The sequence below is a fragment of the Gymnodinialimonas ulvae genome, from assembly GCF_037543845.1.
Lineage (GTDB): Bacteria > Pseudomonadota > Alphaproteobacteria > Rhodobacterales > Rhodobacteraceae > Gymnodinialimonas > Gymnodinialimonas ulvae.
In genome coordinates, this window is the sequence record NZ_JBBIFX010000001.1 from 357,858 (window position 1) to 379,350 (window position 21,493).

General features: G+C 64.7%; 23 protein-coding genes and 1 tRNA gene. 5 read left to right on the plus strand and 19 right to left on the minus strand.

Annotation, left to right across the window (positions count from 1 at the left end):
• Nucleotides 1-46: 46 nt before the first annotated feature.
• Nucleotides 47-589, minus strand: coding sequence for a translation initiation factor IF-3 (infC, locus tag V8J83_RS01725; protein ID WP_339985937.1), 543 nt, complete (start codon nucleotides 587-589; stop codon nucleotides 47-49).
• 191 nt (nucleotides 590-780) lie between these two features.
• Here infC and V8J83_RS01730 point away from each other — a divergent pair, with 191 nt between their 5' ends.
• On the plus strand, nucleotides 781-1,800 hold the full coding sequence (locus V8J83_RS01730; RefSeq protein ID WP_339982826.1) for a hypothetical protein: 1,020 nt from the start codon (nucleotides 781-783) through the stop codon (nucleotides 1,798-1,800).
• A 97-nt stretch (nucleotides 1,801-1,897) separates the two neighbouring features.
• On the opposite strand, the gene V8J83_RS01735 is transcribed toward V8J83_RS01730, so the two are convergent.
• The 6 genes from V8J83_RS01735 to cysG all read right to left on the minus strand — a co-directional run bounded on the left by V8J83_RS01735 (nucleotide 1,898) and on the right by cysG (nucleotide 7,467).
• A complete protein-coding gene (locus V8J83_RS01735; protein WP_339982828.1) occupies nucleotides 1,898-2,755 on the minus strand; it encodes a ferredoxin--NADP reductase in 858 nt (285 codons plus the stop codon).
• 70 nt (nucleotides 2,756-2,825) lie between these two features.
• Entirely contained in the window at nucleotides 2,826-3,242 is a 417-nt protein-coding gene (locus tag V8J83_RS01740) for a DUF934 domain-containing protein (protein WP_339982830.1), read from the minus strand.
• Nucleotides 3,243-3,258: 16 nt separating this feature from the next.
• Nucleotides 3,259-3,972: a phosphoadenylyl-sulfate reductase gene (locus V8J83_RS01745; protein WP_339982832.1), complete on the minus strand. Its 714-nt coding sequence runs from the start codon at nucleotides 3,970-3,972 to the stop codon at nucleotides 3,259-3,261.
• Nucleotides 3,962-5,626, minus strand: coding sequence for a nitrite/sulfite reductase (locus tag V8J83_RS01750; RefSeq protein WP_339982834.1), 1,665 nt, complete (start codon nucleotides 5,624-5,626; stop codon nucleotides 3,962-3,964). Before V8J83_RS01750 ends, V8J83_RS01745 begins: the two co-directional genes overlap by 11 nt.
• A 78-nt stretch (nucleotides 5,627-5,704) precedes the next feature.
• A complete protein-coding gene (locus V8J83_RS01755) occupies nucleotides 5,705-6,073 on the minus strand; it encodes a DUF2849 domain-containing protein (protein WP_339982836.1) in 369 nt (122 codons plus the stop codon).
• The gene (cysG, locus tag V8J83_RS01760; protein WP_339982838.1) at nucleotides 6,073-7,467 is read right to left on the minus strand and encodes a siroheme synthase CysG; all 1,395 of its coding nucleotides are present in this window, start codon (nucleotides 7,465-7,467) and stop codon (nucleotides 6,073-6,075) included. The genes V8J83_RS01755 and cysG overlap by 1 nt, the downstream gene beginning before the upstream one ends.
• Before the next feature lie 142 nt (nucleotides 7,468-7,609).
• On the opposite strand from cysG, the gene V8J83_RS01765 reads away from it, so the two are divergent.
• A complete protein-coding gene (locus V8J83_RS01765) occupies nucleotides 7,610-8,086 on the plus strand; it encodes an Lrp/AsnC family transcriptional regulator (protein WP_339982841.1) in 477 nt (158 codons plus the stop codon).
• On the opposite strand, the gene V8J83_RS01770 is transcribed toward V8J83_RS01765, so the two are convergent.
• Both V8J83_RS01770 and dddP read right to left on the minus strand, forming a co-directional pair.
• Nucleotides 8,043-9,275, minus strand: coding sequence for a bifunctional alpha/beta hydrolase/OsmC family protein (locus tag V8J83_RS01770; protein ID WP_339982844.1), 1,233 nt, complete (start codon nucleotides 9,273-9,275; stop codon nucleotides 8,043-8,045). The two genes, V8J83_RS01765 and V8J83_RS01770, sit on opposite strands and share 44 nt — an antisense overlap.
• A 283-nt stretch (nucleotides 9,276-9,558) precedes the next feature.
• A complete protein-coding gene (gene dddP, locus V8J83_RS01775; RefSeq protein WP_339982846.1) occupies nucleotides 9,559-10,890 on the minus strand; it encodes a dimethylsulfonioproprionate lyase DddP in 1,332 nt (443 codons plus the stop codon).
• Nucleotides 10,891-10,970: 80 nt separating this feature from the next.
• Between dddP and V8J83_RS01780 the strand changes: the two genes are divergently transcribed.
• The gene (locus V8J83_RS01780) at nucleotides 10,971-11,765 is read left to right on the plus strand and encodes a heme-dependent oxidative N-demethylase family protein (protein ID WP_339982848.1); all 795 of its coding nucleotides are present in this window, start codon (nucleotides 10,971-10,973) and stop codon (nucleotides 11,763-11,765) included.
• Between the two features lie 145 nt (nucleotides 11,766-11,910).
• On the opposite strand, the gene V8J83_RS01785 is transcribed toward V8J83_RS01780, so the two are convergent.
• The 8 genes from V8J83_RS01785 to V8J83_RS01820 all read right to left on the minus strand — a co-directional run bounded on the left by V8J83_RS01785 (nucleotide 11,911) and on the right by V8J83_RS01820 (nucleotide 17,599).
• Complete coding sequence (locus tag V8J83_RS01785) at nucleotides 11,911-12,987, minus strand: 2'-deoxycytidine 5'-triphosphate deaminase (protein WP_339982850.1); 1,077 nt, start codon at nucleotides 12,985-12,987, stop codon at nucleotides 11,911-11,913.
• A 105-nt stretch (nucleotides 12,988-13,092) separates the two neighbouring features.
• Nucleotides 13,093-13,169, minus strand: a tRNA-Pro gene (locus V8J83_RS01790).
• A gap of 60 nt (nucleotides 13,170-13,229) precedes the next feature.
• Nucleotides 13,230-13,976 (minus strand): MerR family transcriptional regulator, encoded by a 747-nt coding sequence (locus V8J83_RS01795; protein ID WP_339982852.1) that lies wholly within the window; start codon nucleotides 13,974-13,976, stop codon nucleotides 13,230-13,232.
• Nucleotides 13,977-14,112: 136 nt separating this feature from the next.
• Nucleotides 14,113-14,415 (minus strand): integration host factor subunit alpha, encoded by a 303-nt coding sequence (ihfA, locus tag V8J83_RS01800; RefSeq protein ID WP_339982855.1) that lies wholly within the window; start codon nucleotides 14,413-14,415, stop codon nucleotides 14,113-14,115.
• Between the two features lie 104 nt (nucleotides 14,416-14,519).
• On the minus strand, nucleotides 14,520-15,500 hold the full coding sequence (locus V8J83_RS01805; protein WP_339982858.1) for a beta-ketoacyl-ACP synthase III: 981 nt from the start codon (nucleotides 15,498-15,500) through the stop codon (nucleotides 14,520-14,522).
• Complete coding sequence (gene plsX, locus V8J83_RS01810; protein ID WP_339982861.1) at nucleotides 15,497-16,594, minus strand: phosphate acyltransferase PlsX; 1,098 nt, start codon at nucleotides 16,592-16,594, stop codon at nucleotides 15,497-15,499. The genes V8J83_RS01805 and plsX overlap by 4 nt, the downstream gene beginning before the upstream one ends.
• A gap of 32 nt (nucleotides 16,595-16,626) precedes the next feature.
• The gene (rpmF, locus tag V8J83_RS01815; RefSeq protein WP_339982864.1) at nucleotides 16,627-16,833 is read right to left on the minus strand and encodes a 50S ribosomal protein L32; all 207 of its coding nucleotides are present in this window, start codon (nucleotides 16,831-16,833) and stop codon (nucleotides 16,627-16,629) included.
• A gap of 202 nt (nucleotides 16,834-17,035) precedes the next feature.
• On the minus strand, nucleotides 17,036-17,599 hold the full coding sequence (locus tag V8J83_RS01820) for a YceD family protein (RefSeq protein ID WP_339982867.1): 564 nt from the start codon (nucleotides 17,597-17,599) through the stop codon (nucleotides 17,036-17,038).
• 189 nt (nucleotides 17,600-17,788) lie between these two features.
• On the opposite strand from V8J83_RS01820, the gene V8J83_RS01825 reads away from it, so the two are divergent.
• Together V8J83_RS01825 and V8J83_RS01830 are read left to right on the plus strand one after the other, a co-directional pair.
• On the plus strand, nucleotides 17,789-18,259 hold the full coding sequence (locus tag V8J83_RS01825; RefSeq protein WP_339982870.1) for an outer membrane protein assembly factor BamE: 471 nt from the start codon (nucleotides 17,789-17,791) through the stop codon (nucleotides 18,257-18,259).
• A 112-nt stretch (nucleotides 18,260-18,371) separates the two neighbouring features.
• Nucleotides 18,372-19,118: a GNAT family N-acetyltransferase gene (locus tag V8J83_RS01830; RefSeq protein WP_339982873.1), complete on the plus strand. Its 747-nt coding sequence runs from the start codon at nucleotides 18,372-18,374 to the stop codon at nucleotides 19,116-19,118.
• Nucleotides 19,119-19,151: 33 nt separating this feature from the next.
• Here V8J83_RS01830 and V8J83_RS01835 read toward each other — a convergent pair whose 3' ends face one another.
• Nucleotides 19,152-20,138 carry a GNAT family N-acetyltransferase gene (locus V8J83_RS01835; RefSeq protein WP_339982875.1) on the minus strand — a complete coding sequence of 329 codons (987 nt, stop codon included), beginning with the start codon at nucleotides 20,136-20,138 and terminating at the stop codon, nucleotides 19,152-19,154.
• Between the two features lie 66 nt (nucleotides 20,139-20,204).
• Entirely contained in the window at nucleotides 20,205-21,458 is a 1,254-nt protein-coding gene (gene tyrS / locus V8J83_RS01840) for a tyrosine--tRNA ligase (protein WP_339982877.1), read from the minus strand.
• Nucleotides 21,459-21,493 lie beyond the last annotated feature (35 nt).

Here is a 21,493-nt window from a genome sequence, read left to right on the forward strand (position 1 = left end):
GTGTGGGTTTATTCGCCTGACCGGATCGGGTGATCCCGCGCGCGGATTATTTCACCGGATTGATCAGCATGACCATCTGACGGCCTTCCATCTTGGGCATGCTTTCGATCTTGCCGATGCCTTCGACCTCGTCCACGACCTTTTCCAGCATCTCGCGGCCAAGGTTCTGGTGCGCCATCTCGCGGCCCCGGAAGCGCAGGGTGACCTTCACCTTGTCGCCCTTTTCGAGGAACTTCACGGCATCCTTCACCTTGCGTTCAAAGTCGTGGTCGTCCGTGCCGGGACGCATCTTCACTTCCTTGATCTCGATGGTCTTCTGTTTCTTGCGCGCTTCGGCCTCGCGCTTCTGCGTCTCGTATTTGAACTTGCCGAGATCCATGATCTTGCACACGGGCGGATCGGCATTGGGTGAGATTTCAACAAGGTCCAAGTCCACCTCAGCTGCCAAATCCATGGCGCGGGCGGGGGTCACAACACCCAGGTTTTCACCCTCTGCGCCGATCAGTCGAACCTGGTCAGAGCGGATGCGGTCGTTGACGCGCGGGCCGGTATCACGTTGCGGCGGCGCGTTATGGGGTCTGCGGGCTATGGCGTCTGTCCTTCTGTAGCCTTGATCCTATGGCCACATAAGGTACGCGCACGGGCCCCTTTCTTCAAGCAAGATTACGGCAAATATGCGCGCAGCGGGGAATGTTCGCAGATATGCATCATTGCGCACAACGCTCCCGCGCGTTAATCGCGTTTTCGTGAATTATGTCTGACCCAAATGGGGGATCCAAGATGAGCAGAACACTTATTATCGTTGTCATTCTCGCCGCACTCGGCGTTGGTGGCTATTTCCTGACCCAAAACGGCGCGCCGTCGGTCGAAGAAGCCGTGGAAGCGGTGGGCGATGCAGCCGGTGATGCGGCGGATGCCGTGACCGAGGCCGCCGGTGACGCCGCAGAGGCCGCCGGTGATGTGGTCGAAGGTGCCACGGACGCTGTTGAAGGTGCCGTTGAAGAGGTGACCGGTGCTGCGGAAGAGGCCGCCGAGGGCGCGGAAGGCGTGGCTGATGATGCCGCCGAAGCCGTTGAGGGAGCCGTTGAAGGTACAACGGAAGCCGCCGAAGGAGTGGCCGATGACGCCGCCGCCGCCGCGGACGAAGCGACCGAAGCCGCCGAAGGAGTGGCCGATGACGCCGCCGCCGCCGCGGACGAAGCGACCGAAGCCGCCGAAGGAGTGGCCGATGACGCCGCCGCCGCCGCGGACGAAGCGACCGAAGCCGCCGAAGGTGTGGCCGATGATGCCGCCGCCGCCGCGGACGAAGCGACCGAAGCCGCCGAAGGTGTGGCCGATGACGCCGCCGCCGCCGCGGACGATGCCGTCAACGAAGCCGCCGGTGCCGCAGAAGGTGCCGCAGACGACGCAGCGGATGCTGTTGAAGGTGCCGCGGACGATGCTGCCGAGGCTGCAGAAGGCGTTGCAGACGATGCTGCCGCCGCGACCGAAGAGGCCGCTGAGGCCGTGGAAGGGGCAGCCGATGATGCGGCAGCCGCCGTCGATGACGCCGCTGACGCAGCCGCAGAAGGCACCGAGGCTGCAGCCGAGGGTGCCACCGGTGGAGCAACGGAAATCCTGTCGAACCTCTTCACCGAGGAAGGCTTCGATTTCGACCAGGCCACCGCCGCCCTGGAAGAGGCCGACATCTCGGGGCCGGTGCGTCTGGCCGTGACCACGGCGCTGGACGGCGCGCGCGACAACCCCGATCTTCTGGGGCCGGCGCTTGAACAGGCGCGGGCCGCTTTGGGCCTCGAATAAGCCGGGTCGCCTGATCTGACAAAACGAAACCCCCGCCGATCCGGCGGGGGTTTTTCTTTGTCTGCAAAGGGTTGCAGGGCTGTGTTCGAGCGGTGTCCTAGTCGAGAAACGCTTTCTCCACCACGTAATGCTGCGGGTTTGAATTGGCCCCTTCGACCAGCCCGTACGCCTCCAGCATGTCCTTCAGTTCCAAGTTGAACGCGAGGTTGCCGCAGATCATCGCGCGGTCCATCTCCGGGTTGAGCGGGGGCACGCCGAGATCGTCAAACGCAGCGCCCGAGCGCATCAGGTCGGTGATCCGACCCATTTTCTGACTCTCTTCGCGGGTCGTGGTGGGGTAATATTTGATCTTCTTCCAGAAACCCTCGCCGATCACTTCGTTGAGCAATTCGTCGTCCTTGAGCGCCGCGATAAGGTCGCGGCCATAGGTCAGCTCACCGACTTCGCGGCAGGTGTGGGTGATGATGATCTCGTCGTAATCCTCATAGGTCTGCGGCTCGCGCAGGAGGCTTGCGAAGGGCGCAAAGCCGGTGCCGGTGGCGAAAAACCAGATCCGTTTGCCCGGCAAGAGCGCATCATGGACCAATGTGCCCACGGGCTTAGGGCGCAGGATGATCTCATCGCCGGATTTGATGTGCTGCAGCTTCGAGGTCAGAGGGCCGTCGGGCACCTTGATCGAATAGAACTCCAGCTCTTCGTCCCAGGACGGCGAGGCGATGGAATAGGCACGCAGCAGCGGTTTGACCTTGCCGGTTTCGGGATGCGGGTCGCCCATAAGGCCGATCATCACGAACTCGCCCGACCGGAACCGCAGGCTTGCGGGCCGGGTGCAGCGGAAACTGAACAGGCGGTCGGTGTAATGCGTCACCTCCGTCACCGTCTGCGCATCGGGAAGGGTCGGAGTGGCTTTTACGGGCGTGGCGTCGGTATCTTTCACGGGGCGATGCTCGGTCATGGTCTATGTCAGGCTCGGTTTACACCGGCTCCTCTTGATACGCTTTGATCTGGGTCAGGGAAAGGGTGGCTTACGCGCGCAGGCGGCTCTGATAATCGTGCGCCTGCCAATCGGCGCGGACCGCCCATTGCGCCGCGGGTTGCCGGGCGGCGAGGGCTTCGTCGATTTCGACCTCGTCAAAGCCCGCACGGCGCGCCATCGCATATTGGTCGGCCAAAACATGACCGCGCGCGCGCAGCCGTCCGACGTAGCCCATCTGGCGGATCTGCCGGGCCAGGGTGAAGCCGCGCCCATCGGCGAAGGTGGGGAAGTCGATGCGGATCATCTTGAGGCTGCTCAGATGCCCGGCCAGCGCCGCGATGTCATCGCTGCTGGCCACATCGACAGCAGGCACATTGGCGGCAACCCCTTCGGACAATGGGACAATTTCATCTTCCCAATCCTCGGGGCGGAAACCTTCGTCGGTCACGAGAATAGCCTTGCTCATGGTCTGTGTCCCTCTCTCAGGCCGCGCCGCGCAGGGGCTTGCCCTGAGCGAAATGGATACCGCATTCGGTTTTGTCCTGCCCGCGCCAGCGCCCGGCGCGCGGATCTTCCCCGGCCCCGGTCGGTGTCGTGCAGGGCTGGCATCCGATCGACGCAAAGCCCTGCGCGACCAGCGGATGACGCGGCAGATCGTGATGCGTGATGTAGTCCCCCACCTGTTGCGCAGTCCAGGCGGCCAGTGGGTTGATCTTGATCCGCCGCTCGCTTTTTTCGAACAAGGGCAGGGACTTGCGCGCCCCGCCGTCGATGCGCTTGCGCCCGGTGATCCAGCCGCCAAAACCGTCGAGCGCGCGTTCCAGCGGCTCGGTCTTGCGCAGCGCGCAGCAGGCATCGGGGTCGAAATGATGCAGGATCCCGTCCACATCGCGTTCCAGAAGGGCGGCACGGTTGGGTGCGATGACGCGCACATCCGTCAGGCCAAGCGTTTCGGCCAGCTCTCGCTGATAGGTTAACGTGGCCTCGAACAGCATCTCGGTGTCGATGAAGATCACCGGCGTGGCGCGGTCTATCTCACTGATCATGTGCAACAAAACCACGCTGTCGGCCCCGAAGCTGGAGACCATGGCGACCGGCCCGATGGACGCATCGTCCAGCGCGTGGCGCAGGAGCGTTGGCGCGTCGCTTTTACGGTGCAGCAGCGCGCGGCGTTCGGCGAGTTCCTTAAGCGGCATCGGCTTTGACCTCCTCGGGATAGAGCGCGGATTTGAACGGTGCGGCCCCGAGGCGGCGATAGGTGTCGAGGAAGGTCTCGGACGGGCTTTCGCGGATGTCGAGATAGGCGCGGACCAGCCGTTCGATGGCGTCCGTGACCTCGTCATAGGCAAAGCCCGGGCCAGCCCGTTCGCCGATCACGGCATCGGGGCCGCCATCGCCGCCAAGGGTGATCTGGTAGTTCTCAACCCCCGCACGGTCGAGGCCGAGAATGCCGATATGGCCCACGTGATGGTGCCCGCAGGCGTTGATGCAGCCCGAGATCTTGATCTTCAGCGGCCCGACATCGTGTTCCAGCTTAAGTGTTTCGAAACGCTCGGCAATTTCCTGTGCGACGGGGATCGAGCGGGCCGTGGCCAGCGCGCAGTAATCCATGCCTGGGCAGGCGATGATGTCGGAGATCAACCCGACATTCGCCGTGGCGAGGCCCGCATCGCCGAGCGCCTGGTGGACCGCGCGCAGGTGGCGCTTGGGCAGGTGGGGAAGGATGACGTTTTGCTCATGCGAGATGCGCAATTCGTCATGGGCATAGCGTTCGGCGATGTCGGCCAGCACGCGCATCTGATCCGAGGTCGCGTCGCCGGGGGTGGCCCCGTGGGCCTTGGTCGAGACCGTCAGGATCGTGTAATCCGGGTGGCGATGCGCGCTTGTGTTGGTGTCCACGAAGCTGCGGAAAACGGGGTCGTGTTGGTAATGCGTCGGGAACGCGCCTTGGCCGTCCTCGAAGGCGGGGGTGGCAAAATCGGCCTCGATCTGCCTCAGGATGTCCATATCGGCCCCGTTGAAGGCGGCTTTGCGGGCGGGGAATTCGGCATCCACACGTCGGCGGATTTCGTCGATGCCGTTTTCATGCACGGTGATCTTGATGCGCGCCTTGTATTTGTTGTCACGCCGCCCGAGCAGATTGTAGACCGCAACGATGGCTTCGAGGTATGGCAAGAGATCGGGCAAGGCCACGAAATCGTTGAGGATTTTTCCGATCATCGGTGTCCGGCCCAAGCCACCGCCCACCAGAACCATCGCGCCGATCTCGCCGTCGCGCGCCACCAGGCGCAGGCCGATGTCGTGGGCGGCGGTCACGGCGCGGTCTTGATCCGAGCCGGTGACGGCGATCTTGAACTTACGGCCCAGAAACTGGAATTCCGGGTGGTCGGTGGACCATTGGCGGATCAATTCGGCGATGGGTCTTGGGTCTGTGATTTCTTCTTTTGCGGCGCCGGCGAAATGGTCGGCGGTCACATTGCGGATCGTGTTGCCGGAGGTCTGGATGGCGTGCATGCCCACCGCGCCCAATGCGTCGAGCATATCGGGCACGTCGCGCAATTTCGGCCAGTTGTACTGGATATTCTGGCGCGTGGTGAAGTGGCCGTAGCCCTTGTCCCACTTGTCCGCGATGAAGGCGAGTTGCCGCATTTGTGTAGCGTTCAGAGTGCCATAGGGGATCGCCACGCGCAGCATATAGGCATGCAGCTGCAGGTAGAGGCCGTTCATCAGGCGCAGCGGCTTGAACTCATCCTCGGTCAGCGAGCCGTCGATGCGGCGCTCGACCTGGGCGCGGAACTGGGCGTTGCGGGTGGCGAGAAAATCGCGGTCGAAGTCGGTGTAGGCGTACATGGGAGCGGCTCCTTCAGGCCCGAAATCGGGTGAATTTTCCTGTCGTTTTTTTGTCGTTTTTCTGTCGTGCACCCGAGGTCAGTCGACGGGTGCATCAACTTGTTTGCCGTGGTCGGCCCGCAGGGCCGCTTGCTTGCCATGGTCGGCCCGCAGGGCCGCTTGCTTGCCGTGGGCGTAATTCGACGGGCCGCGGGTGCGGAAGGCCTCGCGGAAATGCACCGGTTCGGGGCCGTTGGGGCCTGCAACGGCATCGGCGAGATAAGCGCCCACGATTTCATGGCCCTGCGCGGCCGCCTCGAGCAGGCGGATGTCGGCGGTGGCCTGATCCTCGATCAGGGTGGCCATGGCATGATCGCGGGTCCAATGGCCCTGCGCGTCGAGATAGACGACATCACCTTCGAGCAGGGCATTGGCGGTGACGACCTTGGGGGTGAAGGCGCGGGGCATCAGGCGAGTTCCTCTTGCAATTGGGGCAGGGCGGCGGCGGCTTCGCGGGGGGCCAGGCCAAGCATCAAGATGACGGGGCCGGTTGTGCGGGCCGCGTCGATATCCGCGGGCAGGGTGGCGAGGGTGCTTTCGATGATCCGGGCATCGGCGCGCGAGGCGTTTTCGACGGCGGTGACGGGCGTGTCCGGCGACGCGCCATGCATCAGCATGCGCCCCTGGATAAAGCGCGCGCCCTTGGCCCCCATGTAAATCGCGGCGACCTGTCCGGGTTTGGTGAGGTTGCGCCAATCGTGCTCGGCGAAGCCCTTCACGTCATGGCCGGTCAGGAACCGCATCGCGGAGTTGCGGCCACGCTTGGTGAGGCTTTGGCCAAGCTGTGCGGCGGCGGCATTGGCGGCGGTGATGCCGGGTATGATGGACCAGCCGATACCGTTTTCATCGAGCGCGTCGAGTTCCTCGTCGAGCCGGCCATAGACGCCGGGATCGCCGGATTTCAGGCGGACAACCTGCGCACCGGTGCGGGCGTGTTCGACCATCAGCGCGCCGATATCCTCCTGCCGGGTGGAGGGGCCGAAGCCTTGCTTGCCGACGTTGAGAAGCGTGGCCTCGCGCCGGGCCAGTTCGAGAATTTCGGGGGCGACAAGGCGGTCATGGATCACGACATCGGCCTCATCGAGAAGCTTGCGGGCCTTGAGCGTGAGCAGTTCCGGATCGCCCGGACCGGCGCCGACAAGGGCGACATGGCCCTTGCGCTCTTGGGCGGTGATATGGTCGATCAGCAGGTCGCCAAGCGCCCGCTCGACGCCATTTTCGCCCTCTTTTGCAAGGGCTTCGGGACCGGCCTTGAAGTAATAGGCTTGCCAGAAATCGCGGCGTTTGCGGCCCATCGGCAGCGCCTCGACGGCGGAGCGGAAGCTTTTGCCGATCCGCGCAAGCAGACCGAGCGCGGGCGGCAGGGCGGCCTCTAGATCGGCCTTGATCTTGCGCGCGAGCACAGGTGCCGCCCCTTCGGTGCCGATGGCGACGGTGACCGGATCGCGGTCCACGATGGCGGGTGTGATGAATTGGCTGCCGTCGAGATTGTCGACGATGTTGGTCAGCGCGCCGTCCGCGCGGGCGAGGGTGGCGATGCGCGCATCCTCGGCGTCATCTTCGGTCGCGGCATAGGCCAGCGCGGCGCAGAGCGCATCGCCCGGGGCAAAGGCGCGGCGCACGAGGCGGAGTTTGCCGTCGGCCTCCCAGGCGGTGATCTCGGGGGCGGGATCATGCGCAAAGACGGTGATCTTGGCCTCGGTCTTGAGGATCAGGCGCAGTTTTGCCAGCGCCGCATCACCGCCACCGGCCAGTACAACGCGGCGGCCGCGGAGGTCGAGGAAGATCGGAAAGTGACGCATGGTGCAGAACCTTTGAAGCCTGTTGCCCCATAGAGGTAGAACATTTTCCCGATAATTGGCAGTCTGGCCTTGCTGAAAGGGACATATGTTCTGTATTGCGCTGAGGCAGGAATGCCCGTTCGCCAAAGGAAGGATCCCCCGAATGACTGTTCAGATCGATGCGCTTGACCGGAAAATCCTCGTGGCGCTGCAGGAGGATGCCAGCCGCTCGCTCGAGGATATCGCCAAGATCGTGGGTTCGTCGAAAACGCCGGTCTGGACCCGGATTCGCAAGATGCGCGAGGGGGGGGTAATCGGCCAGCACACGGTCTTGCTGGACGCCGAGGCCTTGGGGTTAGAGGCTTGTTTTTTCGTGCTTATCCGCACGTCCGAGCATGAGGCGGAGTGGCAGAACAGGTTCCTGCGCACGCTGAAGGAACGTTCGGAGGTTATGGAGGCGCACCGGCTGGCCGGCGATATCGATTACATCCTGAAGGTGCGGGTGGCCAATGCGCGGGCCTATGACGAATTCTATCAGGCGCTGATCTCGGAAGTGCGGATTTACAACGTCACGGCGCTTCTGAGCATGGAAGAGATCAAGTCAACGCCGCTTCTGCCACTGGCTTCAGTTCCGTCTTGATATGCGCCCCGGCTTCAAGCGAGCGGTGCACCGGGCATTTGTCGGCAATTTCCAACAGGCGTTGGCGTTGCGCGGCATCGAGGTTGCCGGTCAGCGTGATTTTGCGGGTGAATTCGTCCAGCGGCCCGACCTCGACCTGCGCATCCTGTGCGTGGACGCGGCTGTGGGTGACATCGACACTGATATCGTCCAGCGCCCATTTCTTGCGGCGCGCATACATCCGGATGGTCATTGATGTGCAGGCGCCAAGACCGGCGGCGAGAAACTGGTACGGCGTCAGGCCCCGATCGGTGCCGCCATAGCTGGCCGGTTCATCGGCGACGACATGGTGCTTGGGCCCCGCGAAGATATCCTGCCGGAAGCCGTTCGGGTCGATCTCATCCACGCGGGTGACGCCTTCTGGCGCGCCGGAGGGCGCGGCGGGGTGGCGCAGGTCAAGGTATTTGCCCGCCCAGGAGGCGATCACATCGGCGGCGTAATCGGCATCGGCCTGGCGGGTGATCAGGTGGTCGGCATCGTCGAGGGTAACGAAGGATTTCGGGTGTTTGGCGGCGAGGAAGATCCGGGTGGCGTTCTCGACGCCGACGGTTTCGTCGCGTGGCGCGTGCATGACCAGAAGCGCGCGCCCGAGGTTGGCGATGTCGGGGGCCAGCTCGGAGGCTTTGACATCTTCGACAAAGCCCGCGCCAATGCGGATCGGGCGGCCACCCAGGATCACCTCGCCCGAGCCTTGGGCGACGATATCGTCGAGCGCGTCGTTGAAATTATGGGTGACATGTTCGGGATCGAAGGGGGCGGCGATGGTGGTGACGGCCTTGATCGAGGGGATCTGGCCCGCCGCGCGCAACACCGCCGCACCGCCGAGCGAATGGCCGATGATCAGGGCGGGGGCCATGCCGCGCGCGGTCAAAGCGTCGGCGGCGGCGACCAGATCGTCGACGTTGGAGGTGAAGGAGGTGTTCTCGAACTCGCCGCCCGAATGCCCCAGCCCGGTGAAATCAAACCGCAACACCGCGATGCCTTGCGCGGCCAGACGGGCGGCGATGCGGCGCGCGGCCATGATGTCCTTGCCACAGGTAAAGCAATGCGCCAGCAGCGCGGTCGCCAGATGCGGACCCTCGGGCAGGTCGAGGCGGGCTGCGAGCTGATCGCCGGAATGGCCGGGAAAGGTGAAGCGTTCGGTGTGCATGGGGCAGGTTCCTTATGTTGCCTGATCATGAGGGCGGGGCCCCCTTGCCCGCAACCTGTGTGTCATTGTCCTCACGCGGGCGTGCACCAACGTGGCCGCGGTGTGATCGATCACAGGGGCTGGCGTGGGTTTTTTCCGACATCACGTGATCTCATACGCGGGTTTGGGCGTGCGCCTTCCGGGATTGAGCGACCTGGGTCGTTTGCGTACCGTGGCGCCCCTTGCGGTCTTCCGCGTCTGTCCTGTGACCGGGGGATCGGCGTGGCGGCCTTGGCCCCCGGGATCAGGCCTCGCCCATCAGCGCCGGATCGAAGGGATAGCGTGTCAGGTTCTCATACCCGTCTTCGGTGATCAGGACCTGATCCTCTAACTTGATGCAGAAATCACCGTCTTCCTCGCCGATCAACGCCTCCACACACAGCATCATACCCGGCTCCAGCGCGTATTCGAACGCGCTGTCGTGATGGTGGTCGGGATAGCCCACGTGGGGCCACTCATCGCACAGGCCCACGCCGTGCATCTGGCATGAATATTTGCGCTTGTCGTATTTCGGGTCGAGCTTGTGGCCGTTGTGGACCAGATCGTTGATCGTGATGCCGGGGCGCAGGCGGTCCATGTTGACCTGAATATGTTCGACACCGTGTTTCATCGCCTCGATCATGTCGGGGCGCGGTTTTTGCGGGCCGGTCCACCAGGTGCGAGAAATATCGACGCACAGGCCGTAGCAGCCGATCAGGTCGGTATCCAAGGCGCTGATTTCGTTAGGCAAAAGTGTGCGCGGGCCGCATTCCTGAAACCACGGATTGGTGCGCGGGCCGGAGGAGAAGAGCCGCGTTTCGATCCATTCGCCGCCGCGTTTGATGTTCTCGGCATGCAGCACGGCCCAGATCTCATCCTCGGTCTTGCCGGGCTCAATCGCGTCTTCCATCGCTTTGAGCGTCTTTTCGCAGGCATCCACGGCGCAGCGCATGGCAAGGATCTCGTCGGGGCCTTTGATCTTGCGGGCGTGTTCGGTGATGAACTCGCCGTCGGTCAGCACCAGACCGCGCGCCTCGAGGGCGCGCGCGCCGTGCAGCATGATCTTGTCGACGGCCAGCCGTGTGTTGGTGCCGGCATGGGCGGCCAGGATTTCGGCCACTTCGCCCGAGAAGGTTTCAGCCACCTCATCGCCGCGGTCCCCGGCCGAGAAATAGAACATCGACGCGCCCGAGCGGACTTCGCGCACCAGGGGGTTGTGATCGGCCAGAAACGGCGCGTTCTTGTATTCCCACAGCACCATGTGACCATCGGCGCAGACCAGGCAGGCGCGGAACGGATTGTGGGTGTTCCACAGCTGCATATTGGTGGTGTCGGTGGCGTAGCGGATGTTGAGCGGGTCGAACATCAGCACCCCGGCGGTGTCGTTGGCCTGAAGCTGCGCCACAAGCCGGTCGAGGCGGAATTGGCGCAAGGCGTGCAGGTTCGGCAGGATCAGACCGGCCTCGGCCCATTCGGCATAGGCGAGCGCGGTTGGCCCGATCTCGATCCGGTCGTTGTCGTTGAGGGTGCCGTCAGGCAGGTTGAGGCCATGGGCCGGGTCGATCTTGCGGATGTGGCGGCGATAGGCTTGGTTCATGGTCATCTCCCTCTGGTTGCAAGATTGGCGCACAGGGCGGGCCGCAATCGCGCCCGAAAACGGCATGAAAGGCGTCGGAAATGGACAGAATCCTGCAAGACCATCTGCCGAGCGCGCCATGGATGGCCGAGGCCACGCGCCGCTTGCCGGGCTTGCAGCCGTTGGAGGGGTATCACCGTTGGCTCGAACAGGACGAGGCGTTTGCGGGGCAGATGGCGCTGCGCGATCGGCTTGTGGGGGCGCAAAGGGGCGCGGTGATCGCGCATGTTCCGGGGTGCGAGGCGGCGGTGGATGAGTTGTATGAAGAGGTGCTGTATTACCTCAGTGGGGTGGCGGCCTATGGGTGGTCTGAGCAGGGGTGCATCCGCCCCGACGGCGTGTTGGTGCGCCTGGACACGGGCGACAAGCTTGGCACGCTGGCGCGGCTGGTGCAGCAGGATCTGTGTGTGCTGGAGAAGCCGGAGGGGGCGCAGGAGCATGTGCTGAGTGCTGCGGTTTTGTGTTTTCCCGCCAGTTGGACGTTGGCTGAGAAGATCGGGCGACCCTTGTCGGGCATCCATGATCCGGTCGCGGATTACGACGGCGCCATGGCGCGCCGGGTGCAGCGGGTGTTTGACCACCTTCGCGACGATCGGCCCGTGTGGCGGCAGAATGCGTTGATTTACGAGGATCCCGCGTTGTTCCAGCCCCGGCGTATGGATGCGCCACGGGTCGAGCGCGCGACGGGGGGCTATTTGCGGAGCGAGAAACAGGTGTTGTTGCGTCTGCCGGAAAGCCGCGCGGTGGTGTTTTCGATCCACACCTATGTGGTGGAGCTGGAGCGCCTGAGCCCGGCGCAGCGGGTCGGGTTGGCCGATGTGGCGCGGGTGAGTTGAGGACAGCTTTCGCGGCGGGGCCGCGATTGGAGGCGCTGCCTCCAAACCTCCGAGGTTTTTGGGCAAGATGAAAAGCGCGCCGGGCGGGGACGGTCAGGGCAGCGGCGCTCGAGTGGGCGGGGCGCTCGGGAGGCGCTTGCGGGGATCAGGGTTTGAAGTGTTTGGACAGTTTCAGGCCCTGGCCCTGGTAGTTTGACGCGATGTCGGCGCCATAAAGCTGCGCGGGCGGTGCTGCCATCGCCTCATAGACCAGCCTGCCGACGGTTTGCCCGTGTTCGAGGACAAAGGGGCTTTCGTGGCAGCGCACTTCGAGGACACCGCGCGCGGGCGTGCCGTGGCCGAAACCGGGGTCGAAAAAGCCCGCGTAATGGACCCGAAACTCGCCGACCATCGCCAGATAGGGGGCCATTTCGGCGGCGCAATCGGGCGGGATCGTCACGGCTTCGCGGCTCACCAGGATGTAGAACGCGCCGGGGTCGAGGATGATCTGACCGTTGGTGGAATGCAGTTCTTCCCAATAGTCGCGCGTCGGGTGGGTGCCGATTTGCGTCAGGTCAATGACCCCGGCATGGGGTTTGGCGCGGTAGCCCACAAGCGTGCCATCGGCGGGCGAGAGATCGACGGAGAAGCCCAGGCCCTCGTCGATGAGGGGCGCGACATTGACCAGCGGCGTCTCGGCGTGGCGCGCGGCGAGGTCGGCGTCGCTGAGCGTGGCGTGGCCCCGGCGGAAGCGGATCTGGTTCAGGCGCAGGCCGGGCTCGATCTTGACCGAAAAGGACCTCGGGCAAATCTCGGCATAAAGCGGCCCTGCGTAGCCGGCGGGGATGCGGTCGAATTCCACCCCCCCATCGGCGATCACGCGGGTCAGGCAATCGACACGCCCGGTGGAGCTTTTGGCGTTGCACACGGCGGTGATGTCACGGGGCAGGGCCAGCCCCTCCATCAAGGGGATCACGTAGACGCAGCCCTTTTCGAGGACTGCGCCTTGCGACAGATCCATCTCGTGCATGGTAAACTCGGGCAGGCGGTCGGCGACGGCGCGGTTTGCCCCGGCAAGGAAGGAGGCGCGGACGCGGTAGGCGGTGTGGCCCAGGCGCAGATCCAGGCTCGCGGGCTGGACCTGACCGTCGGGGATGGGCTGCGCGGTGGTGATCTGGCCCGCGTCGATCATGGTGGAAATCGCGCTGTCGGGCAGGACGCCGTTGGCCGCAGGTTGGGTCATGTCGTCTCGCGCTCCGTCAGGGCAGGTTTCGCCCGGCGGAGAAAAGCGGCAATGGGCCGGACGCGCAAGGGTCCGGTGTGAAAACACTGTGGCAGTGCGATGAATTGGTCGGGCTAGCAGGACTCGAACCTGCGACCTTCCGTCCCCCAGACGGACGCGCTACCAGGCTGCGCCATAGCCCGACTTGCCGCCCTTCTACCCATTTCTGAGGGCGGCGCAAGAGCCGCGTGGAAGGGCCGCGATTATTGCGTCGGTGTGGTTTGCTTCATGCGGTCGCGCAGGGCCTTGAGCGCGGGCAGATGTGGGGCGAGGCCGGGGCCGGATTGCGCGAAACCGGCCAAAAGGTCGAGCGCGTCTGCGCCCGTGTGGGTGGGCGCGCTTGGTGCTGTGGGGGCGGCGCTGGCTTGGGGGGCCGGTTCGGGTGCCGGTGCCGGATCGGGTGCGGGCGCGGGCGACGCAACGGGCGCGGGGCCGGGTGCAGCGCTGTCCGCGCCGTTTTCGCCCCGTTCCCTCGCGGCCTGTTCAATCGCGGCCTTCTCGGTCGCAAGGTCGGCGGCTTCTTCCACATGGGTCACGCGCGCATGTTCATCCTGCTGCTCGGCGGAGGGCATGCCGACCGCGTCGTTTTTCACGCTTTCCTGTTCGGCGGCGGTGTCCTGTTCCCATTCGCGATCCGGCGTGATGTCGCGCAAATCGCCGTCGTCGGGCATAGCATCGACCGGAGGGGACAGGCGTGCGACCGCTTCAACCCCTTCATCGGACATCATTTTCTTCACGCCACGGATCGTCATGCCGCGGTCATGCAGCAGCACCTTGATGCCGCCGACAAGCTCCATATCAGCGGGGCGGTAATAGCGCCGCCCACCCGCGCGTTTGACCGGCTTGATCTGACTGAATTTGGATTCCCAGAAGCGCAGGACATGGGCGGCCACACCAAGCCAATCGGCGACCTCCCGGATGGTGCGGAACGCTTGCGCAGATTTGGCCATGGCTTGTCACTCCTGCTCGGAGGGGTCCTGGTTGCCTGTCATGCGCTCACCCGTCTGCCGGGGTGATGCGCGGGGTCTTTCGTTTATCGCATGTCCGGGAAGCTCAAAACCGGTCCCCGCTTTCGAGCGACATGCTTTAGCCGCGGTTGCCTGCCGCAACGCGGTCTTTCATCAGATGCGAGGGCCGGAACGTCATCACGCGACGCGGGCTGATCGGCACTTCTTCGCCGGTCTTGGGATTGCGCCCGACGCGCGCGGTCTTGGCGCGGACGGAAAAGGTGCCGAAGGACGAGATTTTGACCTGTTCCCCGGCGACAAGTGAGTCTGACATCATCTCGAGCACGCGCTCGACCAGTTGCGAGGATTCATTGCGCGACAGACCTACTTCGCGGAACACCGCTTCGCTGAGGTCCATGCGGGTCAAAGTCTTGGTTGTCATCTATTTACGTCCCCCGAGTTTTGCATAGGATGACGGAGGCGGTTTCCGTAGTCAATCCAGCGTGTTGCGGCGGTCCGTTTGTGCGGCACTTGAACGCCGATGGCCTACCAGCGCAGCACCACCGCGCCCCAGGCGAGGCCGCCGCCAATGGCTTCTGTTACAAGAAGTTGGCCGGGCTGAATACGTCCGTCCTGTACGCCGACGCTCATCGCCAGAGGGATCGACGCGGCCGATGTATTGCCGTGATCCTGGACCGTGACGATGACCTTATCCATCGGCAGGCCGAATTTCTTCACCGTGCCGGTGATGATGCGGATGTTGGCCTGATGGGGGACGACCCAATCGACATCCGCTACGCCAACCCCCGCCTTTTCCAGCGCGGTCTCGGCAGTTTTCGTCAGCTTTTCAACGGCATGGCGGAAAACCTCCTTGCCCTGCATCTTGAGCACACCGGTCGATTGCGTGGCCGAGACGCCGCCATCGACATAGAGCAGATCGCGATGCGTGCCGTCGGAATGCAGGTCGGTGGCGAGGATGCCGCAGTCGTCGGGCGTGCCATTGGCGTCTTGCGCTTCAAGGATCAAGGCGCCCGCGCCGTCGCCGAAGAGAACGCAGGTTGTGCGGTCGGTCCAATCCATGATCCGGGAGAAGGTTTCGGCCCCGATCACCGCGACGCGCCGAGCCTGACCCGACACGATCAGCGCGTTGGCATTGGCCAGCGCATAGACGAACCCGGCGCAGACCGCCTGCACATCGAAGGCGAATCCCCCCCGCATGCCGAGGCCCGCCTGCACCATCGTGGCGACCGACGGAAAGGTCAGGTCCGGTGTCGATGTCGCGACGATCACCGCGTCGAGGTCATCGACGCCGAGCCCGGCATGGGCCAGCGCGCGGGTCGTCGCGGCGATGGCCATCTGGCTGGTGGTCTCATCCTCGGCCGCGAAATGGCGCCGCTCGATGCCAGAGCGTGCGCGGATCCATTCATCCGTGGTCTCGATCGTGTCCATCGCCTCGAATTCGGCGTTTGTGACGACGCGTTCGGGCAGGTAGTGGCCAATGCCGACGGGGACCGCACGGATGGTCATGACTGCGGATCCTCCGGTTGAATGATGTTGGCCACCGCCGCCTCGGATTGTGCGATGCGCGCGGCGAGGCGTTTGTTGAACCCGGTCGCGGAAAGCCGCGCGGCCAGTTTGATCGCGGCGGCCACGCCGGTGGAGTCCGCGGAGCCGTGGGATTTCACGACCGTGCCGTTGAGGCCCAGGAACACGCCGCCGTTCACGCGGCGCGGATCGATGCGTTTGGACAGGCGGCGCAGCGATGTATAGGCGAGCAGGGCGGCGATGCGCGAAAACGGTGTCTTCTTGAACGCCTCGCCCAGAAGCTCGCGGATCAGCCGCGCGGTGCCTTCGCCGGTTTTCAGCGCGACATTTCCGGTGAAGCCGTCGGTGACGATCACGTCGGCGCGGTCCGATGGCAGGTCCGAGCCTTCGACGAAGCCCACGAATTCGAAATCCGCCGCATCGGCGCCGCGGGTGATCAGCTCGGCGGCAACTTTCAGCTCCGCTTTGCCCTTGTGCTCTTCGGTGCCGACATTGAGCAAGCCGATGCGCGGGCGGGCGAGGTCCATCCCGTTGCGTGCGTAGCTCGCCCCCATCAACGCATATTGCAGCAGATCTTCGGCATCGGCGCGGATATCGGCGCCGACATCGAGCATCACGTTGAACCCGGTGGCATTGCGCGAGGGCCAGAGGCAGGCAATGGCAGGGCGGTTCACGCCTTCGATCTTGCGCAGGCGGATCATCGAGATCGCCATCAACGCGCCGGTGTTGCCGCACGATACCGCGACCGACGCATCGCCTTTGCGGACCGCTTCGATGGTGGACCACATCGACGTGTCCTTGCCCGAGCGCATCACCAGCGACGGCTTGGCATCCATCGTCACCACACCCTCGGCATGGCGTACTTCGCATTTGTCGGAGAGGCCGCGTTTGCGGGCGATCAAGGCCTCCAGCTCGGCCTTGGGACCATGCACGATAAAGCGCAGGTCATCGTTCTTGGCGGCGGCTTTGGCCATGCCCGAGATGACGGCGGAGGGGCCAAGATCGCCCCCCATCGCGTCCACGGACAAGACGGTTCCGCCCACCGTCTTGCCTGTCAACGCAGCACTGTCGCTCATGTAATCGGGCCCGCCCTTGGGTCAGGCGGCGATTATGCCGCGTCTTCGTCGAGGTCGATCTCGTCGGCCTGCGCAATGACCTCACGGTCGTTGTAGACGCCGCAGGAGGGGCACACGTGATGCGGCCGCTTCAGCTCGCCGCACGACGGGCATTCGTTGGGGTTCGCACCGTCAAGCGCATCGTGGGCGCGGCGCATGTTACGCTTGGAACGCGTCACTCGATTCTGGGGGACAGCCATGTCACAACCTCGGGTTCGTGGGCGCGCATTGTGGCACCCTGCTTGTCAAAATTCCGTCTCGCAACCGGGTCTTTCAGGTGCCGCGAACGCTATGCGCCGCAAGCCCGAAAGAGGTCAAAAAACCGGGGGCGAATGAGGCCGGGAACATACTCCGATTCCCCGCCCATGCAAGCCCTTTTCCACAAGGCCCGGCGCGGCGGGCTCAGCCCTTGTTTTCATCGTCCTCGCCGCCCTCGTCCCCCTTGGCAAGCTGGTCGCGCAGGGCCGCCAAGCCGGCCAGCGGCCTGGCATCTTCGTCGGTCATCGGTGCGACGCCGGGGGCAGCATAGATCGCCTGGCCAAGTTCGACCCCCTCGGCGCGCGGATAATCCGGCAGCGCCAGCGCCAGCGCCTCCGACAGCACCTGCATCAGGTCGACCTCGGCGCGCAGCGGCTCGATGGTGTCGTCTTCGGGCATCTCCATCTCTTCGCCGGACGGCTCCGGCATCTGCGCGCGGTAGCGGCGCGTCAGTTCGGTGTCGATGCGGGTCGTCACCGGCTCCAGCGTGACGACGCATTCCTGCACGACCGTGGCCCCCAGCGTGGCGTCAAGCCGCCAATCCGCCTTGCCCTCGGGCGTGGCCTCACCGCTGAGGCGCAGCTTGCGCAGGCCCACGATCCCCAGCGCGTCGGCCATCGCTTTGCGGGCGTCCGCGTCCGGGGCGATGTCAAAGGCCTTGGGGGCAGCGCGGCCCAGGCGGGCGAGGGGCAGAAGGGTATCGGGCATGATCTCTCCTTACGGCGGGCGCAGCGCGGCTCGCGGGGTCGTTGCTTGCCCCGTGCGTGCCGCTGGGGTAAGGCGATATTGCGGATTTCGGCTGGTCGCAAGACGGCGCGGCCCGCGAAGACTGTCCCGACGGGGCCGCTTGGCGAGCCGCCGGGGGTGAGACGTGCAGTTCAGGCAGGATCATGTGAGATGTTTCAGTATCTGATTTCAATCGCGCGGCGCGCCGTTTTGGCTTTGAGCCTGTTGGCGGGCCTGTCCCTGGGGCTTGCGGCCTGTTCGGCAACCTTCACCAACCACGGCTACGTGCCGCCGCCCGAGGTTTTGTCCGAGATTGCCATCGGCGCGACCCGCGATGAGGTGGCGGAACTGGCCGGCGCGCCGGGCACCGGCGGTGTGACGCGCGACGAGGCGTGGTTCTACACGCAATACAGGGTGCGCAATTTCACCTATAATGCGCCGCAGGTGATCGAGCGTGACATTGTCGCCATCTCGTTCAGTGAAGCGGGCCGGGTCACCAATATCGAGCGCTTCGGTCTCGAAGACGGGCAGATCGTGCAATTGTCACGGCGTGTCACCGAAAGCTCGGTGCGCGATGTCGGCTTCCTGTCGCAGATCCTGTCGAACTTCGGTCGCATCAACATCGCCGACGCGCTGAACTGATCGCCGGGTCCCCCTTGCACGTCAGGGTTGCTGCGCGCATCTTTGCGCCTGAGCGCTGCCGGTCCTTCGAGGGGCGGGGCGCTGAGCGATGATCGCGGGCAGGAGCGGGTCGATGCCGAGTTTGCGGAAAGGGCGCTACCGGGCGCGGCTGGCGGAGGATGCCGCCGATCTGGCTGCGGCGCAGGCGCTGCGTGCGCGGGTGTTTCGCGGGGCGGCGGATGGCGCGGCGGCGCAGGATGACCGCGATCCCTATGATGCCGATTGCGCGCATATGCTGGTCGAGGATCAGCGCAGCGGCACGATCGTGTGCTGTTTCCGGCTGCTGCATCTGCGCTCGGGCGCAGACATCGGGCGCAGCTATTCGGCGCAATTCTACGAGCTGTCCGCGCTACAGGATTTCGATGGCCCGATGGTCGAGATGGGGCGGTTTTGCATCCATCCCGACTGGAAAGACGCCGATATCGTTCGCGTCGCCTGGGGCGCGATGACGGCCTATGTCGATGCCTTCGGGGTTGAGATGCTGTTCGGATGCGCGTCGTTTCACGGCACCGAGGCGCGCGATTATTACGATGCGTTCGCCTTGCTGCGTGACCGGCATCTGGCCCCGGCGCGCTGGCTGCCGCGGGTCAAGGCGCCAAGCGTGTTCCAGTTTGCCCGGCGGCTGACGCGCAAGCCGGATCTGAAGGCTGCGCAGGCCAAGATGCCGCCGCTGCTGCGGACCTACCTTCTGATGGGCGGCTGGGTCAGCGATCATGCGGTGATCGACGACGATCTGGGCACGCTGCATGTGTTCACGGGGCTGGAAATCCGCTCCGTCCCACCGGCGCGCGCCCGGCTTTTGCGCGCCGTGGCGGGTTAGCGCGCGGCGTTCGCATCCGCGCCGTCAGGCGCGTCAGGCGTTGCGAAATGGCGCGGTTGCGGTGGCAAGAAGGTGGCCATGTTGCGTGCCGCGCAGATTGGCCACGGCGCGGGCGCGGGCGCGGCCCCGCTTGCGCCGGGCCCAGGTTGTGTCGAGCCAGCTGCCGCCGAGGGCGCGCAATTCCGCACCGGTGCCGCGTTTGAACCGCGCCAGCCCCGCCGCGCGGTCCGGGTCGGCTGCGCCGAGGTCGATGGTCTCGACCCCCATCTGCTGCAACTCCACCATCGCGCGCCACATCAATGCAGGCCCGGCCGAGCGATTGCGCCCCTGCGCATTCATCCAGCCGATCTGATAGGTGGCGGCCCGGCCATGGCGCAGGAACAGCATCGCCGCCACCCGCCGCCCCAGATGGTAGGCGGTGAACACCTGCCCCGCGCCGGGGGCGCTTCCGGCCAGCGCCGCGATCACCTCGGGCGGCATCGGATGATACCACAGCCGCGCCGATTGCCGCGCCTCGGCCCGAAGCAGCCAATGTTTGGGGTCGGCTTGCATCGGGCGGCGCCTGATCTGCAGCCCCTGCGATTGCCCGTGACGCAGCCGGTTGCGCCATTTCGGCATCAGCCGCGCGGCCATCGCGTCAGGCGTGGGCGCAAGGCGCAGCTCCGCGATCATGCGGGGGGCCACGATCCGGTGAAACCCGGCCTGCGCCAGCGCGCAAGCATCTTCGGTGGTCTCGGCGTTGATCACCAGATGGCTGGCCCCCAGCGTGGTGCGCAATGCCGCCGCGCGGTCCGGCGTCAGCTCAAGGCGCGCGCGCGAGACAAGCGCCAGTTCCCCGATCATCGGCACCCGCTTGCGCAGGACCAGCGCGGTCGCGTCGCCAATTCGGTCGAGCCGCGCATCCGATCCCAAACGATCCGCCGCCTCCAGCCAAAGGTCGCTTTGCTGAAGCGGTGCGTGGGGCGCGGTGCGCACCGGTTGCGGGGCCGTGAAGGTCGGGCAGGGGGAAAAATCGAACATGGTCCGAGCTTCCCGCCCAAGCGCAAAAATCCGGTTAACGCCCGACCATCATTCTTTCTGAAGCGATCATTTTTCGTGGATCACCAGAGCATGGCGCTTTTTGCCCGCGCTGAGTTTGATCGGTGCCGACAGATCGCTGGCCGTGATCATCAGGCTGGTGTCGGTCACGGCCGCATCGTCAAGCCGCGCGCCGCCTTCCGCGATCAGGCGCTTGGCTTCCTTGCCCGATTTTGCCAGCCCGGTGCGCGTGATCAGCTGCACGATGGAGATCCCATCGCCGATCTCGTCGCCGGTTAGGGTCAGGGTCGGCAGATCGTCGCCCGCGCCGCCGCGCTCGAACACTTCGCGCGCCGTGGCCTCGGCCCCCGCGGCAGCGTCGGCCCCATGCAAAAGCGTCGTGACCTCGCGCGCAAGCACGATCTTGCCTTCGTTGATCTCCGCCCCTTCCAACGCGCCGAGCCGGTCGCATTCATCCACCGGTAATTCGGTGTAAAGCTTGAGGAACCGGCCCACATCGGCATCGGGCATGTTGCGCCAGAATTGCCAGAATTCATAAGGGGAAAGCAGGTCGGCATCGAGCCATGTCGCACCGCTGGCCGTTTTGCCCATCTTGGTGCCGTCGGATTTCGTCAAAAGCGGCGTGGTCATGCCGAAGATCTCGTTGTCGAGCACGCGCCGGGTCAGGTCGATCCCGTTGACGATATTGCCCCATTGGTCCGAGCCGCCGAATTGCACCCGGCAGCCGTAGCGGCGGTTCAGCTCAAGAAAATCATAGGCCTGCAAAATCATGTAGTTGAATTCGAGGAAGCTCAGCGATTGTTCGCGGTCGAGCCGCGATTTCACCGATTCAAACGACAACATCCGGTTGACCGAGAAATGCCGCCCGATGTCGCGCAGGAAATCGAGGTAATTCAACCCGTCGAGCCATTCGGAATTGTTGAGCATCAACGCATCCGTCGGCCCATCGCCATAGGTGATGTAGGTCGAGAACACCTTCTTGATCCCCGCGATGTTTTCGTCGATTTTTTCTGGGGTTAGCAGCGGACGTTCATCCGCGCGGAAACTCGGATCGCCCACTTTCGTGGTGCCCCCGCCCATCAAGGTGATCGGCTTGTGCCCGGTCTTCTGCATCCAGCGCAGCGTCATGATCTGCATCAGCGAGCCGACATGCAGCGAGGTCGCCGTTGCGTCAAAGCCGATGTAGCCCGGCACAACGCCCGCGATCAGGGCGTCATCGAGCCCCTGGTAATCGGTGCAATCGGCGAGAAAGCCGCGCTCCATCATCACACGCATGAAGTCGGATTTGGGGTGGTAGGTCATGGTGGGTCCGGGCCATTCTAGGGGTGCCAAACAAG